At 65.7% G+C, this 16,343-nt stretch carries 15 protein-coding genes and 1 tRNA gene; 8 read left to right on the forward strand and 8 right to left on the reverse strand.

Annotated features, from left to right (window positions below; genetic code table 11):
- From QP996_RS04235 to QP996_RS04250, 4 genes are all read left to right on the forward strand, one after another.
- The coding region (locus tag QP996_RS04235; protein ID WP_502870112.1) for a collagen-like domain-containing protein at positions 1–1,064 on the forward strand (1,064 nt) is incomplete at its 5' end.
- A gap of 99 nt (positions 1,065–1,163) precedes the next feature.
- A complete protein-coding gene (locus QP996_RS04240) occupies positions 1,164–2,063 on the forward strand; it encodes a metal ABC transporter solute-binding protein, Zn/Mn family (RefSeq protein WP_284871400.1) in 900 nt (299 codons plus the stop codon).
- An 11-nt stretch (positions 2,064–2,074) separates the two neighbouring features.
- Entirely contained in the window at positions 2,075–2,746 is a 672-nt protein-coding gene (locus QP996_RS04245) for a metal ABC transporter ATP-binding protein (RefSeq protein WP_284871401.1), read from the forward strand.
- Positions 2,743–3,561: a metal ABC transporter permease gene (locus tag QP996_RS04250; protein ID WP_284871402.1), complete on the forward strand. Its 819-nt coding sequence runs from the start codon at positions 2,743–2,745 to the stop codon at positions 3,559–3,561. Before QP996_RS04245 ends, QP996_RS04250 begins: the two co-directional genes overlap by 4 nt.
- On the opposite strand, the gene QP996_RS04255 is transcribed toward QP996_RS04250, so the two are convergent.
- Positions 3,562–4,236 carry a DUF2334 domain-containing protein gene (locus tag QP996_RS04255; protein ID WP_284871403.1) on the reverse strand — a complete coding sequence of 225 codons (675 nt, stop codon included), beginning with the start codon at positions 4,234–4,236 and terminating at the stop codon, positions 3,562–3,564. It lies immediately after the preceding gene.
- Positions 4,237–4,376: 140 nt separating this feature from the next.
- On the opposite strand from QP996_RS04255, the gene QP996_RS04260 reads away from it, so the two are divergent.
- Complete coding sequence (locus tag QP996_RS04260; RefSeq protein WP_284871404.1) at positions 4,377–5,852, forward strand: HNH endonuclease signature motif containing protein; 1,476 nt, start codon at positions 4,377–4,379, stop codon at positions 5,850–5,852.
- Here the strand turns inward: QP996_RS04260 and QP996_RS04265 are convergent.
- Together QP996_RS04265 and QP996_RS04270 are read right to left on the reverse strand one after the other, a co-directional pair.
- Entirely contained in the window at positions 5,849–7,930 is a 2,082-nt protein-coding gene (locus QP996_RS04265) for a S9 family peptidase (RefSeq protein ID WP_284871405.1), read from the reverse strand. The two genes, QP996_RS04260 and QP996_RS04265, sit on opposite strands and share 4 nt — an antisense overlap.
- Positions 7,927–8,823: a phosphoribosylaminoimidazolesuccinocarboxamide synthase gene (locus QP996_RS04270; RefSeq protein ID WP_284871406.1), complete on the reverse strand. Its 897-nt coding sequence runs from the start codon at positions 8,821–8,823 to the stop codon at positions 7,927–7,929. The genes QP996_RS04265 and QP996_RS04270 overlap by 4 nt, the downstream gene beginning before the upstream one ends.
- A 19-nt stretch (positions 8,824–8,842) precedes the next feature.
- On the opposite strand from QP996_RS04270, the gene QP996_RS04275 reads away from it, so the two are divergent.
- Positions 8,843–9,370, forward strand: coding sequence for a hypothetical protein (locus QP996_RS04275; RefSeq protein ID WP_284871407.1), 528 nt, complete (start codon positions 8,843–8,845; stop codon positions 9,368–9,370).
- Here QP996_RS04275 and purB read toward each other — a convergent pair whose 3' ends face one another.
- Together purB and purD are read right to left on the reverse strand one after the other, a co-directional pair.
- Positions 9,371–10,804, reverse strand: coding sequence for an adenylosuccinate lyase (purB, locus tag QP996_RS04280; RefSeq protein ID WP_284871542.1), 1,434 nt, complete (start codon positions 10,802–10,804; stop codon positions 9,371–9,373).
- On the reverse strand, positions 10,804–12,051 hold the full coding sequence (purD, locus tag QP996_RS04285) for a phosphoribosylamine--glycine ligase (RefSeq protein WP_284871408.1): 1,248 nt from the start codon (positions 12,049–12,051) through the stop codon (positions 10,804–10,806). Before purD ends, purB begins: the two co-directional genes overlap by 1 nt.
- A 31-nt stretch (positions 12,052–12,082) precedes the next feature.
- Here purD and QP996_RS04290 point away from each other — a divergent pair, with 31 nt between their 5' ends.
- Positions 12,083–12,499 (forward strand): HIT family protein, encoded by a 417-nt coding sequence (locus QP996_RS04290; RefSeq protein WP_284871409.1) that lies wholly within the window; start codon positions 12,083–12,085, stop codon positions 12,497–12,499.
- On the opposite strand, the gene QP996_RS04295 is transcribed toward QP996_RS04290, so the two are convergent.
- The 3 genes from QP996_RS04295 to QP996_RS04305 form a co-directional block, all read right to left on the reverse strand.
- Positions 12,477–13,853 (reverse strand): sensor histidine kinase, encoded by a 1,377-nt coding sequence (locus QP996_RS04295; RefSeq protein WP_284871410.1) that lies wholly within the window; start codon positions 13,851–13,853, stop codon positions 12,477–12,479. The two genes, QP996_RS04290 and QP996_RS04295, sit on opposite strands and share 23 nt — an antisense overlap.
- Before the next feature lie 4 nt (positions 13,854–13,857).
- Positions 13,858–14,565 carry a response regulator transcription factor gene (locus QP996_RS04300; protein WP_181889050.1) on the reverse strand — a complete coding sequence of 236 codons (708 nt, stop codon included), beginning with the start codon at positions 14,563–14,565 and terminating at the stop codon, positions 13,858–13,860.
- Positions 14,566–14,703: 138 nt separating this feature from the next.
- Positions 14,704–14,779: transfer RNA gene (locus tag QP996_RS04305), tRNA-Thr, on the reverse strand.
- Between the two features lie 66 nt (positions 14,780–14,845).
- On the opposite strand from QP996_RS04305, the gene thrE reads away from it, so the two are divergent.
- Positions 14,846–16,300 carry a threonine/serine exporter ThrE gene (thrE, locus tag QP996_RS04310; protein ID WP_284871411.1) on the forward strand — a complete coding sequence of 485 codons (1,455 nt, stop codon included), beginning with the start codon at positions 14,846–14,848 and terminating at the stop codon, positions 16,298–16,300.
- Positions 16,301–16,343: the final 43 nt, after the last annotated feature.

The raw sequence follows: 16,343 nt of genomic DNA on the forward strand, positions 1-16,343 counted from the left end.
GCGGCCCCAAGGGCGACAAGGGCGACACCGGCGCTGACGGCAAGGATGGCGCCGACGGCAAGCCGGGCAAGGACGGCGAGCGCGGCCCCAAGGGCGACAAGGGCGACACCGGCGCTGACGGCAAGGATGGCGCCGACGGCAAGCCGGGCAAGGACGGCCGCGACGGCACCGACGGTAAAGACGGCCTCGGTGTGAAATCCTTCGAGGTCAACGGCGAGGGCCACTTGATCGTTACCTACTCGGACGGTGAGACCGCAGATCTGGGGAAGGTCACTGGCGAGGACGGTGCCGATGGCGAGCAGGGCCCGAAGGGCGACAAGGGCGACACCGGCAAACCTGGTAAAGACGGCCGCGACGGCAAGGACGGCAAGGACGGCGTCGATGGCAAGCCGGGCAAGGACGGCGAGCAGGGCCCGAAGGGTGACAAGGGCGACACCGGCACCGCAGGCAAGGACGGCGAGGACGGCACCGACGGCGAGAAGGGGCCGAAGGGCAACAAGGGCGAGACCGGCGCACCGGGCAAGGACGGCCGCGACGGCACCGACGGTAAAGACGGCAAGGACGGCGCTCCGGGCACCAATGGTCGTGGCATCGCCGAAGCTGCCGTCAACGAAGACGGCGAGCTCATCCTCACCTACACCGACGGCGAGACCCAGAACCTGGGCCGCGTGACCGGCGCTGACGGCATCGACGGTCGCGACGGCCAGGACGGCAAGCCGGGCAGGGACGGCGAGAAGGGCGCAGATGGCGCTGATGGCCGCGACGGCAAGGATGGCCAAGACGGCACCAACGCCCCGGCCGGCGAAGGCTCCAGCGTGAGCGACCGCTGTCTGCCGGCGGTGGGCATCATGGCGCTGCCGCTGCTGGCACTGGTCCCGCTGGGCCTGGCAGCCACCATGGACGTGCCGGCTCTGGCTCCGCTGAAGGAGCAGATCAACAAGGTCGGCGAGCAGCTGCCGGTTCCGGTCGAGACCGCCGGCGGCATCGCTGGTGCGACGCTGGCGATCGCGGCGATCGCCACGCTGGCAACGGTGTGCAGCACCGAGGGCGGCTCCTCTAAGTAGGACCACAACTCACCCCACGCGTCAGCCCCGCCCCGGGAATCGCCCGGCGCGGGGCTAACGCATTTGAAAACCGTTTCCAATAGTGGTTAGATTTCACTTATGCGAAACCGTTTTCATTTGACTCCCCTGGCCGCGGTTGCGGCTACTGCTCTGGTTGGCGCGTTGGGCGGATGCTCGTCGGAAAGCAATAGCGCGAGCGGCAGCGACATCATCGCCACCACCGGTGTGTGGGCGGACGTGGCCTCGGCGGTCACGGGCAGCGACGTGGACGCGATCATCACCGGTGACGCGGTGGACCCCCACCACTTCGAGCCGTCGGCGAAGGACCTAGCGCGTATCAAGGGCGCAAACACCGTCGTGGCCAACGGGGGCGCGTACGACGCGGCGCTTTACACCGCCGCCGAGCAGGACCGCATCATCTACGCGATCCCGCTTCTCGACGAGCACGAGGCCCACGACCACGACCACGACCACGCGCACATGCCCGACTCCCTGGACGAGCTCGAGCACGCCTGGTTCGCGCCGGAGAAGGTGCTGCAGGTCGCAGAGTACGTCGCGGAGCGCACCGGTGGCGACGCAAGCGACGTCAAGCAGCGCATCGGTGCCATCCAAGACAAGCTCAACGCAGTGCCGCACGTGCACATCGGCATGACTGAGCCGATCGCCGCGGGTCTGGTGTGGGGCACCGAGCTGCACGACATCACGCCCGAGGAATACGTCAAGGCCAGCCTGAACCACCAGGAGCCGTCCGCATCTGCGGTGGCGGCCTTCCTGGAGCAGATCGAAAACGGCGAGCTGGACATGCTGTTTGTGAACCCGCAGAGCACCAACAGCGCGACGCAAAGGTTGGCGGATGCGGCGAAGGAGCATAATGTTCCCGTTGTTGAAATCCGCGAGACACCGCCGTCCGGCCAGCGCTTCCTCGACTACTTCGAGGAGATCGTCGACCAGATTGCGGACATCGCTGCCCACGCCGAGCCGACCAGCCACCACCACTAGGAAATGCCAATTTGATCGCTGAGCTTCGCAGCGCCGCCGTCGAACCACTCTGGCGCGACCTCACCCTCACCGTCGAGCCCGGCGAATTCATCGCAGTGCTCGGCCCAAACGGCGTGGGCAAATCCACCCTGCTGGGCACGCTGATGGGCACGCGCAAGCTCACTTCCGGCACGGCCACGGTCCACGGGCAGATCGGTTTTATCCCGCAGCAGCACATGTTTCCGAAGGACCTTCCGGTGCGCGGGCGCGACCTGGTGGCGTTGGCGATGGGAAAAGGTGCGAGACCGGAGGACGTCGATAAGCAATTGGCCTCTGTGGGGGCGCAATCCTTTTCCGAGCGGCGCGTGGGGGTACTCTCCGGCGGCCAGCAGCAGCTGATCCGCCAGGCGCAGGCATTCTCGCAATCGCCGGAGCTTTTGCTTTGCGACGAGCCCCTGCTCTCCCTCGACCCCGCCCGCGCACGCGACACAGTGCAGCGCCTCGCCGCGCACCCCGCGGCCGTGATCTGCGTGACGCACTCCATCAACCCGGTGATGGGCGTGGTGGACCGGGTGCTGTACCTGGGACCTGAGGGACACGTGGTGGGCAGCGTTTCCGAAGTGATGCGCTCCGAGGTGCTCAGCGAGCTCTACGGCACCCGCGTGGACGTGGTCGAAGTTGACGGACGGATGGTGGTCCTGTGAGTGCGTTTTTGGCGGACACGTCCTACCTGCTCGGGCAGGATTTCGTGCAGACGACGCTGGTGGCGTGCGCGCTTTTGGGAGTGTTGTCCGGGGTGATGGCTCCGCTGATCGTGCTGCGCCAGATGTCGTTTTCGGTGCACGCGACCTCGGAACTCGCGCTCATGGGCGCCTCGGCGGCGCTGCTGTTCGGGCTCAACGTCGGCTTCGGCGCTGTGGCTGGCGCGGTGGTCGCTGCCCTGGTGCTGGCGGCGCTGGGGTTAAAGGGCCAGCAGGACTCCGCTGTGGGCGTGGCCATGAGCTTCGGCATGGCCCTGTCTGTGCTGTTTATCCACCTGTACCCAGGAAACTCGAACCGGGCGCTGGCGCTTTTGACCGGCCAGATTGTTGGCGTGTCGGCGCAAAACGTGGCGCTGCTGGCGGGCACTACCGTGCTGGTTGCAGGCGCCGTGCTGGTCCTGTGGCGGCCGCTGCTGTTCGCCTCCGCGGACCCCGTGATGGCCGCCGCATGCGGGGTGCCCGTGCGGACGATGGCGCTGGTGTTCGCCATGCTGGTGGGCGTCGCGTCGGCACAGTCCGTGCAGATCGTCGGCGCACTGCTGGTGATGTCGCTGCTGATCACCCCCGGTGCGGCAGCCGCTCAGGTCACCGCGAACCCCAAGCTTGCGGTGGTGCTGTCCGTGGTATTCGCCGAGGTCGCGGCGGTCGGCGGGATGGTGCTCTCGCTCGCCCCCGGCATGCCGGTGAGCGTGTTCGTGGCCTTTATCTCGTTCGGGATCTACCTGGTGTGCCGGGTGGTCGGCAGGGTGCGGAGCTAGCTAGCGGTACTCCCGGTAGTCCGCCGGTGTCGCGCCCTTGTCTACCGCCGCTGCGGCGGCTGCGAGGAAGTCGCGGCGCACCTTCTTCTGCCCCAGCTCGCGCCCGGAGACCGACAGACGGATCGTGTTGCCCTTCTCCGCGCCGCGCTCAGCAGCCTTGATCACGTTGCGGCGCCACCACTTCGCGGCGCCGTAGCCCTCGCCCACAGACAGGTTGCGGGCCTGGGCGAACTCGCCGCGTTCAAGGCGGTAGATGCCCTTCGTGGAGGCGGCGACGGTAAACCCAAACTCGCCGAGCACCTTCAGCGTGCCATCCGACATGCGCCAGCGCGGCGGCGCGAACATGTCCAAGTCAAACCCCAGCGCGGCCATCTGGCGCGTCGCACCTTTAAGCCGAAGCCGCGCCTCGTGCTCCTCCAAGCTGGCAAACTCGCTTCGGCGCCCCTGCACCGGCTGGTCAAAACCGTTGAGCATGAGCGCACGGCTTTCGAGCTGCTCGGCAAGCCAGGAACGTGTGGTCTCATCCTTGGCCAAGTGCCACTTTTTGTCGATGTGCGGCGCCACCAGCAACGACACCGGCACCCCCTCGCGGTCCAGGTCGCGCACCATGCTGGCGACGTCCCCCAACGTCGCATCGAAGATGGAGGAAATAGAGACAAGCACGCACCCAGGCATAGGGGAAATTATCGCACACGCAGACGGTGCGTGCCGGGTGAAATTTCCACCGCGATTCGAATGTGTGTTCTATTTCAGCGGGCGCGTGTCGGACGAGGTTCTACTATGCGAAGTCAAGTGCAATGAAAGGAGGTGCTCCAATGAGTGCAGTGCTCGACCAGGCGGTCAATCAAATCGTCGCCGGGCTGCGGTCGCTTGCCGACGTGATGAGGGAGCCGGACTCCCTCCACCTCGCCTCCACCCACGTGGCCATGGAGCGCCTCCACGCCTGCCTGCCGCTGCTGTCCAACGCGGACGCCGCGTTCGCGTTCCTCTGCGACCGGGACGGCGCAGGCGCACTCGTCGGCGCGAACCACGCCGTCGAGTATCTGACGCGGAGCCTGGGCTTGTCTCGTCGAGAAGCATTCGCACTCTTGGAGCAGGGTAAGAAGCTCTACGGCGAGCCCGAGGTACCCGAGCCGGAGCCGAGCGCGGACGAAGCAGACCGCGAGCGCAAAGAGCAGGAGGCGGAAGCGCGCCGAAAGAAAGCGCGCGAGGCGCAGGAGCGGGCGCGACGTGCAGCAGAAAACGCCAACGCGGAGAAGAAGCGGATCATCACCGACGCGCTCAAAGACCTCAACGAGCATGCTAACCCCGGCTACGAAGAGATCCTCGCCGAGGCGTTGGAGGCAGCCGAATCCCTCACCGCCGAGGAGCTCCGGAAGTTCGTCCGCGACCTAGTCAAGCGCGCCAACAAGCGCGGGCGCGACTACGACGGGCAGAAAGACCCCCTCGCGGCCTGGAAGAAGCGCGGCATCTGGCTCGGGGAACCGGACGCGGACGGCGGCTCCTACTTCAATGGCTACCTCGACGCCGCATCGCGGGCGCAGCTCGAGGCCTGCCTCGCCGCTGGCGACCACATGGGTTCCAACATGGAAGGCGAGGACGCCGCGAAGCGGGACAGCCGGCGCAAGCACCAGCGCCGCTTCGACCAACTCATGAACGTGCTCGACCGCTACAGCGACGCCGCCACCAAATCCCGCGGCGGGGTGGGCACAGTGGTGATCTCGCTGACCCTCGACGACCTTTTGGAGGCGGACGCCTTCACCGAGTTCGCCACCAACACCTCGGTGTCGCTCACCCCGCTCGACATCGTGCGCTTGGGCCTTGCCGGCGACAGCTTCATCCTCCAACTCGACTCGGTCACCGGTGTCCCACGCTCCCTCGGCCGCACCCGCCTGGCATCCGTAGAGCAGAAACTCGCGCTGCTGGCTATGCAGGGCGTGTGCGCCTGGAACGGCTGCACCAAGCCGGGCGTCGAACTCGAGGCCCACCACCTGGATTCCTACGTCAGCGGCGGGCTTACCAGCATCGAAAACCTGGTGCTGTTGTGCCGCGAGCACCACATGTGCAACAACGACAACAAAGACGGCGCCGGAAACAAAGGCCACTTCGGCCGGGACCCCGACACCGGCGACGTGCACTACCACCCCGCCAACGGGGACCCACCCAGGCACACGACCACCTACCAGTACCGAAATTCACCTGGTCAGAGGCTTGCCAAGAAGGCAAGGTCCCGGCACGGCGGCAACCATAACCGCCCGCCGGACCCTGCCCTATTCGAGCCGGACGGTTAAACCGCCCCGGACTTCACCAGCGTCCACGCGTACTCAAACGCGGTCTGCTTCCACTTGGCGTAGCGGCCCGACACGCCGCCGTGCCCTGCGGACATCTCCGTCTTCAACAGGATCTCGCCTGCGGTGCCCACCTCGCGCAGCTTGGCCACCCACTTCGCGGGCTCGACGTAGAGCACGCGGGTGTCGTTCAAGCTGGTTACCGCGAGAATGTCCGGGTAGTCCTGGGCGGTGACGTTCTCGTACGGGGCGTACGTCGCCATGTAGTCGTACACCTCGGGGTCGTGGAACGGGTCGCCCCACTCCTCCCACTCCCCCACCGTCAGCGGCAGCTCGGGTTTCAAGATAGAGGTCAGCGGGTCCACGAACGGCACGATCGCGAGAATGCCGGCGAACTTCTCCGGCGCCATGTTCGCCACCGCGCCCATGAGCAGGCCGCCGGCGGAGCCTCCCTCGGCCACCAACTGCTTAGGCGTGGTCAGGCCCAGCTCCACGATGCGGTCGGCGCACGCGATGAAGTCAGTGAACGTGTTGGCCTTGTGCAGCATCTTGCCGTTGTCGTACCACGCGCGGCCCATCTCGCCGCCGCCGCGCACGTGGGCGCACACCCACACCATGCCGCGGTCGAGCAAACTCAGCCGCGCAACGGAGAACCCGGGATCCGTGGACGCTTCGTACGAGCCGTAGCCGTACAGCAGCGCAGGTGCCGGGCCTTCGACGCCCTTGCGGCGCACCACCGAAATCGGCACCTGCTGCCCGTCCGCGGCGGTTGCCCACTCGCGGAAGGCCTCATACTCATCCGGGTCGTAGCCGCCCTCGACCTCTTTTTCCTTCAGCAGGGTCAGCTCGCCCGTCGCCACCGTGTAGTCCAGCACCTGCGAGGGCTGGGTGTAGGAGGAGTACCCGATGCGCACCACCGGGGCGTCCCACTCTGGGTTCCCGCCGAGGCCGACGGTGTAGAGCTCCTCGGAGAACTCCAGCTCCTTGAACTCCCCGAAGCCGCCGTCGAGCGACGCCACGGCCAGCCGCGGGATCCCGCCGCGCCGGTAGGCCATGAACATGAAGTCGCGGTAGGTGTCGATCGCCTCGACGCGCACGGTCTCGGAATGCTCGACCAGCACCGGCAGCTCCCGCAGGGGCGGCACAGCACCGACGGGTGTCGTCGCCACGCAGAAGTTTGCACCGTGGGCGTTGTGCGTGACCACCCACTGCTCTTCGCCGTCGACGACGCAGAAGTCCGGGTGGTACTCGATGCCGGCCTCGCGCTCCCACAGCACCTCGAACTCGCCGGTGGGATCCGCCATGTCAAGCACGCGGTACTCGGAGGTCAGCGACGACGACGCGATGATCATGAGGAAACGCTCGGCACGGTCCGCGCCCACGCCGACGCCAAACTTCTCGTCGGTTTCTTCGTACACCAGCACGTCTTCGGCAGCGGGCGTGCCCAGCTTATGGCGCCAGATCTGGTGGGGGCGCCAGGCGTCGTCGCAGCGGACGTAGAACAGGTAGTCCTCGCCCGCCCAGGTCGCACCGTAGAAGATCCCCTCGAGCTCGTCGTCGAGCAGCTCGCCGGTCTCCAAATTCTTAATCCGCAGGGTGAAGCGCTCGTCGCCCTCGGTATCGAAGGAGTACGCCAGCAGGCGCCCGGAGGTGGACACGGACGATGCCCCGAGCGCGAAGAACTCGTACCCGGCGGCGAGCTCGTTGACGTCCAGAAGCACCTGCTCCCCCGGCATGTCCTCGGTGACCTCAGGCGGGGTCCACGGGTCATCGGCGGTCGGGACGCGGCACGAGATGCCGTAGTCCTTGCCCTCGATCGTGCGGCCGTAGTACCACCAGTCGCCCTGGCGCTGCGGCACGGACATGTCGGTCTCTTTGACGCGGGACTTGATCTCGCCGTAGACCTCGTCCACCAGCCCGGACCAGGCGGAAGTCCGCTCCGACGTGTAGGCGTTTTCCGCCTCGAGATACCCAATGACCTCGGGGTTGTCCTTATCGCGCAGCCACTCGTAGTTGTCCACGAACTCGCGGCCGTGAAACTTCCGGACAATCGGGCGCTTGTCAGCTACGGGTGGGATCATGCATGCTCCCCCGGCCACTCGGAGAAGCGGCGGCCAGAAAGGCGCTCGTACGCCTCGATGTAGCGGTCGCGGGTGGCCTCCACGACGGAGCCCGGCAGCTCCGGCGGCGTGGTGCCTTCCTCCTGGTCCCACCCGGACTTCGGTCCGGTGAGCCAGTTGCGCACGTACTGCTTGTCAAAGCTGGGCTGGCTGCGGCCTTCCTCGTAGCTGTCGGCGGGCCAGTAGCGGGAAGAATCCGGCGTGAGCACCTCGTCGGCAAGCACGAGCTCGCCGTTTTCGTCCAGGCCGAACTCGAGCTTGGTGTCGGCGAGGATGATGCCCTTGGTCTCCGCGTAGTCGGCAGCGCGACGGTACACCTCGAGCGTGGCGTCCCGCAGACGCTCCGCAAGGTCCGCGCCGAGCTTGCCCGCCATGTGCTCGAAGGTGACGTTGATGTCGTGGTTGCCCTGCTCAGCCTTGGTTGCGGGGGTGAAGATCGGCTCGTCCAGCTTGGACGCTTCGGTCAGCCCCTCGGGCAGCTTCACGCCGCAGACGCGGCCGGTGGCATCGTATTCCTTCTTGCCGGAGCCGGTGAGGTAGCCGCGGGCGACGCACTCGAACGGCACCATGTCCAGCTTCTTCACCACCATCGCGCGGCCGAGGACGTCTTCGGGGATGCGCTCGTCGTCGATCGGGCCTGCCAGGTGGTTCGGCACGTCGGACAGCAGGTCGAAGAAGAACATGGAGGTGGCGGTGAGGATCCGCCCCTTGTCCGGGATCGCCGGTTCGAGGGAGAAGTCGAAGGCGGAGATGCGGTCTGTCGCGACCATGAGCAGGGTCTGCTCATCCACCTCGTAGATCTCGCGAACCTTGCCGCCGGAGATGTGTGAGTAATCTGAAAGCTCTGGACGCATGCGCGCTAGTATATGCGCCGTGAAAAACCGCGCTACCGTTGTCCTCCTCCCACTTCTTCTCGCAGCGTGCACCGCACCTTCGGAGTTCAGCGGGCAGATGCCGGAGTTTTATCCTTCGCGCGACGGCGCCACGTTCCGTTTTGGGCAGACCGCCAAGATCGTCACCGAGGACGTGCGCTACCACGTGCCGGTGCAGTGGGAAGTCACGGTGGATGAGCCCACCACCACCCGCGCGCCCCGCAGCGCCGAGCACGCCCGCTCCATCGTGTGCTTCCCCGTCAGCTTCACGCCGGTTGGCATCGGCGAGTTTCCCATGGATGTCACGGTTGCTTTGCCGGAGCTTTTGCCTATCGACGGCGACCTCGCCGCCAACGTGGCCGACCCGAATTACTGCGGCGACTGGGACATCACCGGCTACACCGGCGAGCTGGAAGAAAACCACACCTACACCGGCTTCGTGGCCTCCTGGGCGGGCAGCGCCGACCCGGGCATCATCGGCCGCGGCGTCGAGCTCAAATCCCGCGACGCCACCCTCACTTGGAAGTAGCTACAGGATGTCGCCCGGGGTGTAAGCGGCGGCCTGCGGATGCGCGTCGACAAGCTGTTGCACCCTCGCGAGCACCCGGTCCACCTGGGACTCGGCCGCGCCGATGAAAGCGTGGCGATCCGAAAGCGCCTCCTCCAACTGGGCCTGATCCAGCGGCAGGCGCTCGTCGGTGGCCAAACGCTCCACCAGGTTCTGCTCCGCGCCGCGCTCGCGCATGTCCAGCGCCATGGCCACCGCGTTTTCCTTGATCACCTCGTGCGCCGTCTCGCGGCCCACGCCGGCGCGCACGGACGCCATGAGGATGCGGGTGGTGGCCAGGAAAGGCAGGTAGCGGTCCAGTTCGCGGTTGATCATGGCCGGGAAGGCGCCGAACTCGTCGAGCACGGTGAGCATGGTCTCCAGCTGGCCGTCGATGGCGAAGAACGCGTCCGGCAGCGCCACGCGGCGCACCACGGAGCAGAACACGTCGCCCTCGTTCCACTGCTGGCCGGACAAATCCGCCACCATCGTGAGGTAGCCGCGCAAGATGACCTGGAAGCCGCCGACGCGCTCGCAGGAACGCGCGTTCATCTTGTGCGGCATTGCAGAAGAGCCAACCTGGCCTTCCTTGAAGCCCTCGGTGACGGTCTCGTTGCCGGCCATGAGCCTAATAGTGGTCGCCAGCGAGGACGGGCCCGCGCCCAGCTGCACCAGCGAGGACACGACGTCGAAGTCGAGGGAGCGCGGGTAAACCTGCCCCACCGAATCAAACACGCGGTCAAAGCCGAGGCCTTCGGCGATGCCCTGCTCGAGCTGGGACAGCTTCTTCTCGTCGCCGCCCATGAGGTCCAGCATGTCTTGCGCGGTGCCCATCGGACCTTTGATGCCGCGCAGCGGATACCGCTCCAACAGCTCATCAATGCGCTCGACCGCAACCAGGATCTCGTCGGCAGCGGAGGCGAAGCGCTTGCCCAGGGTGGTGGCCTGCGCCGCCACGTTGTGGGAACGGCCCGCCATGACCAGGGACTTGTACTCGCCGGCGCGGTTGCCCACGGCCTTCAGCAGCGCGATCGCCTTGTCGCGGGTGAGCTCGAGGGCGCGACGCACCTGCAGCTGCTCCACGTTCTCGGTGAGGTCGCGCGAGGTCATGCCCTTGTGGATTTCCTCGTGGCCCGCCAGCGCGTTGAACTCCTCGATGCGCGCCTTCACGTCGTGGCGCGTAACTTTCTCGCGCTCAGCGATGGATTCCAGGTCAACCTGGTCGATGACCTTCTCGTAGTCGTCGATCGCGCCCGGCTCCACAGAAACACCGAGCTCTTGCTGCGCTTTTAGCACCGCGATCCAGAGCTGGCGCTCCAGGATGATTTTGTGCTCCGGGGCCCACAGGGTGGCCATCTCCGGGGAGGCGTAACGGTTACTCAAAACATTCGCGTTATTCGGCTTCACGGCATTCATCATAGGGAGATGGCACCCTCGATCGCGGGACGGGCGATGTCCTTGCGGTAAAACGCCCCGGGAAGTTCAATCCCAGCCATGACCTCGTACGCCTCCGCCACGGCGTCCTCGAGCGTCGCACCCTGCCCGACGACGCCGAGCACACGGCCGCCAGACGCAACGTACTCGCCGTCCTCCAACGCAGTGCCGGCGTGCAGGACCTTTGTCGGATCGTCCAACGCCTCGCCGGTCACAACACCACCGGTCTTGGCGGCCTGCGGGTAGCCCTCGGCAGCCAGCACAACCATGGCGGCGAACCCGTCGCGCCACTGCAACGGCTCAACCTGGTCCAGGCGGCCTTCCGCGACGGCGAGCAGCACGTCCGCCAGCGAGGTCTCCAGAAGCGACAGCACCGCCTGAGTTTCCGGGTCGCCGAAGCGGGCGTTGAACTCCACCACTGCCGGGCCCTGCGGCCCCCAAGCAGCGCCGATGTACAAAAGCCCCTGGTACGGGGTCCCGCGGCGCACCATTTCTTCCGCTACCGGGCGCGCAATCGCATCCACGATGGTCTGCACCCCATCCTCCGGCAGCCACGGCAGCGGCGCGTACGCACCCATGCCACCGGTGTTGGGGCCCTCGTCGTTGTCGTAGGCGCGCTTGTGGTCCTGCGCGGGCAGCAGAGGCACCACCGTCTCGCCGTCCACCAGGCAGAATAGCGAGACCTCGGGGCCTTCCAAGAAGGATTCGAACAGCACCGGGTTGCCGGCCGCCAGCACCGCTTCCGCGTGCGCTTTCGCCTCGGCGCGGTCCTCGGTGACCACCACGCCTTTGCCGCCTGCCAGGCCGTCGTCTTTGACCACGTAGCGCGGGCCGTACTCGTCCAGCGCGGCCTCAACGTCTTCCGGCTTCTCAACGCGGGCCGCCGACGCGGTGAGCACCCCCGCCGCGGCCATCACGTCTTTGGCAAACGCCTTGGACCCCTCGAGCTGCGCCGCGGCCTTCGTCGGGCCGAACACCGGCACGCCCGCTTCAATGAGCGCGTCCGCCGCACCCGCTACCAGGGGCACCTCCGGGCCGATCACCACAAGCTCTGCGTTGGTCTCGCGGGCCAATTCAACGATGGCTTGGGGCGATGCGACGTCGACGGGACGTACCGTCGCTAAGCGGGACATGCCCGCGTTACCCGGTGCGACCGTGAGATCGTGGCCTTGCATTGCGTTGAGTAGGGCGTGTTCGCGGCCGCCCGAACCGATGACAAGGATGCGCATGGGGCCCAATTTACCGGTAGCGTCTGTAAGCATGAGCACCGTATTCAGCAAGATCATCGCAGGCGACATCCCGGGCCGCATCGTGTACCAGGACGACACTGTCGCGGCCTTCCTCACCATCGAGCCGGTCGCGTACGGCCACACGCTGGTCGTGCCGGTCGAGGAGATCGACAAGTGGACCGACATCCCGGCCGAGCTGTGGTCGCACATGAACGAGGTCGCCCAAAACATTGGCGCGGTCATCGTGGACAAGTTCGACGCGGAGCGCGCCGGCTACCTCATCGCCGGATTCGAGGTTCCGCATGCTCACATCCACGTCTTCCCCGCCAACGACATGTCGGGCTACACGCTGTCTAGCGCGATGCGCCACGACGAAACCGACGCAGCGAAGATGGACGCCGCCGCGGAAACCATCCGAGAAGCTCTTAAAGCGCAGGAAGCGAAATAGTAAACGTCGATCCCTCGCCCGGCGCGGTGGTCACTTTCACGGTGCCGCCGTGCGCCTCGATGAGGGATTTGGTGATGGCCAAGCCCAGCCCGGAACCGCCGGTGGCGCGGTTGCGGGAGGAGTCGGCGCGGTAGAAGCGCTCAAAGATGTGCTCCGCGTCCTTGGCTTCCATGCCGCAGCCGTTGTCGGCGACGTCGATGACCACTCGGTCGAGATTTTTGCGGATGGTCACGGTGACCTCCGCGTCCGGGCCCGCGTGTTTGTAGGCGTTGGTGATCAGGTTCACCAGTACCTGGTGCAGCCGGTCCGGGTCGCCGTTGACCTGGGTGATATCCGGGGTGTCCTTGATAACTTCAACGGAGCGGTCTGGGAACGCGGCGTCGACAGTGCTCTTCGCGGACAGCACCCACTCCAGCACGTCCATCGGCTTCTTCTCTAGGCGTGCACCTTCGGCGCGGGTGAGCGCCAGCAGGTCCTCCACCAGCAGCTGCATGCGGGCGGATTCTTCGTCAATTTTGCCCAGGACCATGTCCGGGTCGTTCGCCATGCCTTTGCGGTACAGCTCTGTGTAGCCGCGCACGCTGGTCAGCGGCGTGCGCAGCTCGTGCGAGGCGTCCCCGACGAAGCGGCGCATCTGTTCCTCCTGGGTGCGGGCGTTGTCCAGGGAGTCCTGCAGCTTGGACACCATCGTGTTCATCGCGTAAGACAGACTGCCCACTTCGGTTTCGCGCGGCCACGCGGGCACGCGGCTGTCCGTCTCACCGTTGGCGATTGCCAAAGCGGTGTTCTCCACGATCTTCAGCGGCGCAAGCGCACGGGCCACCATATAGTTGGCGGCCACGCCGATGCCGAACAGCGCCAGCACACCCACGCCAGCTTCCACCCAGGCGAGCGCGCGCAGCATCTTCGCCTCGGTTTCCAGCGACTTGGCCACGTACTGCACCGTGCCGTCGGACTGCTGGTGCGCCATCGCCCGCCACTTCACGCCTTGGCCTTTGTCGTCGACGGACGGGATGGTGGTTGGTTGGTCCAGGCGCTCCACCTTCGAGTAGTCCGGCGGGTTCACAGATCCCCTGCGCGGCACCAGCTGGTCGTAGCCGGGGTACAGGGTGGCCTGGTTGAACTCGCTGGGCAGGCTCAGGATGTTGAACTGCCAGGCGGGGGTTTGCTGCGCCCACGTCGCCATGCCTTCGCGCAGCTGGTCGTCTGCGCGGTCGAACAGGAAGTAGCGCATGACAAAGTAGATCAGCACCGAGCTCAGCGCGATGCCGATCGTCGATGCGGCCATCACCACCGCGACAAGCTGTCGCTTGAGCGGCTTTTTCGACGGCGCCGTTAACACCGAATAGGGCATGGGACTACTGGCGCGGGGTGCGCAGCACGTAGCCGACGCCGCGGACGGTGTGGATCAGCTGCACGTCGCCGGTGTCCACTTTGCGGCGAAGGTAGGAGATGTAAGACTCGACGACGTTGCCGTCGCCGCCGAAGTCGTAGTGCCACACGTTGTCCAGGATCTTCGCCTTGGACACCACGACCTCGGCGTTGAGCATGAGGTAGCGCAGCAGGTTGAACTCGGTGGGCGAAAGTTCCACGATCTCGCCGGCTTTGGTTACCTCGTGGGTGTCGTCGTTGAGCGTCAGGTCCGCGTAGCGCAGGGTGGTGTCTTCGTTGGCGTCTTCGCTGACGTTGCCGCGGCGCAGGATCACGCGCAGGCGGGTGATCACTTCTTCGAGAGAGAACGGCTTGGTCACGTAGTCGTCCGCGCCGATGGTCAGGCCGTGGATGCGGTCTTCCACTGCATCCTTGGCGGTGAGGAAGAGCACCGGAGCATCCAAGCCTTCGGCGCGCAGTTTGCTCAGCAGCTCGAAGCCGTCCATTTCCGGCATCATCACGTCGAGGATGTAGGCGTCCGGCTTCCAGGAATGTGCGAGTTCGATGGCTGCGGGACCGGAGTTTGCGGTCTCCACCTCGAACCCTTGGAACTTCAGGGAAACAGTTAACAGCTCCACGATGTTCGGTTCGTCGTCGACGACGAGGACCTTCAGGTTCTGCGAGTTGTCTGCCATGTCAATCACTTTCCGTTTCGTTGCAACAAGATAGAGCGATTAAACCGCACGAGTCTGCACGTTTCCTGTACGTCCACTGAATGGCTCTCGCGGACTTCCCCCGAAATGCCTCCCCACAAAAGCGCCCCCAAAAAGAATTGGAGCTGGAGACGGGACTTGAACCCGCAACCTACGGTTTACAAGACCGTTGCGCTACCAATTGCGCCACTCCAGCAGTGAAGCAGAATCTTACACACGCCCCGCACCTGCGACACAACTGGCTAACCGTTAGTGTGAGCGTGTGGCAGAAGGTAACTCATTGTGGGAGAGGATCTCCGGCTCCCGGCAGCGCGTGGCAACGATTGACGAGGCCCGCACGTCTCCGCCGCCGTCCGTCCTCGCACCCATTAACCTGGCAGATCCGGCTGAGGTCGCGGCGGTGATGAACATCGCGGCGCGCATCGGGGAGATCCTCATTGCGAACGCGACGACGTCCGCGGATGCGGCGAAGCAGATCCATACGGTGTGCTCGTCTTATGGCCTGCACTACGTGCACGTGTCGATCACGGTGAACACGATCACGCTCAACACGATCATCGGCGTGGATCAGCGCACCCCGGTGAACGTGTTCCGTGTGGTCACGATGATCAGCGAGAACTACCACAAGCTGCAGGAAGTGGACCGCCTGATCCGCTCGATCCGTTCCGGCGCGACGCCGCCGGAGATGGCGGAGCGGATCCTCAACGACATCGACACCTCCCCGATCCCCCACCGCAACACCCGCAACCTCGCGGGCTGGACGGTGATGGGTTTCTTCGTGGCGATGCTGCTCGGCGGCGACCTTCTGATGATGACCGTCGGCGGCCTGACCGCGTTCCTCATCATGGGCTTCAACAAGCTACTTTCGCGCGGCGGCCTGCCCGCGTTTTTCCACAACGTCATCGGCGGCTTCCTTGCCACGGTCCCTGCGGCAATCACGTACGACTTCTCCGCGTCGATCGGCCGCACAATCGTGCCCAGTCAGCTCATTGCGACGGGCATCATCGTCCTTCTCGCGGGTTTGACGCTTGTGCAATCGCTTCTCGACGGCGTGACCGGCTCCCCCCTCAACGCTTCCGCCCGCTTCTTTTCCGCCATGCTGAACACCGGCGGCATCGTGGCCGGCGTGGCCAGCGGCGTGGCGGTATCAGAGATGGTGGGCATGCCCCTGCCGCCGATTGAGCTTCTCCCCGGCAGCGCCGCGTATTCGAACGCGTTGCTTACCGTGGTCGGCGGTGGCATGGCCGCAGCCGCGTTTGCCGTGTGCTGTTTCGCGGAGCGCGCCGCGATCATCTTGTCGTTTGTCACCGCCGCGCTCGGCTCCGCTTGCTACTACATCCTGCTCGCTCCGCTGGGCTTGGGCAGGCTGTCCGCAACCGCGGCCTGCGCCATCGTGGTGGGCCTCGTCGGTGGCCTGATCTCTCGCCGCTTCCTGATCAACCCGGTGATCACGGCTGTGGCCGGCGTGACCCCGTTTTTGCCCGGTTCGTGGATTTACCGCGGCATGTACGCGCTGATGAACGAGCAGCTTCTGCTTGGCATGATGAACTTGTTCACCGCTATCGGCACCTGCATGGCTTTGGCCGCGGGTGTGGTGTTCGGCGAGTGGGTTGCGCGCCGCATCCGCAGGCCGCAGCTGTATGTGCCGTATCAAGCGTTCAAACGCGCCGGCCGCTTCACCTTCGAGCAGCTGCTCAGGGTGCGGCGACGTCGGTAAGCTCATCGCGTAGGATGAAAGCCCTTGACGCCTGATGGAAGAA

Origin of the sequence: Corynebacterium sp. MSK008 (genome assembly GCF_030232585.1) — a bacterium.
Classification (GTDB): Bacteria; Actinomycetota; Actinomycetes; order Mycobacteriales; family Mycobacteriaceae; genus Corynebacterium.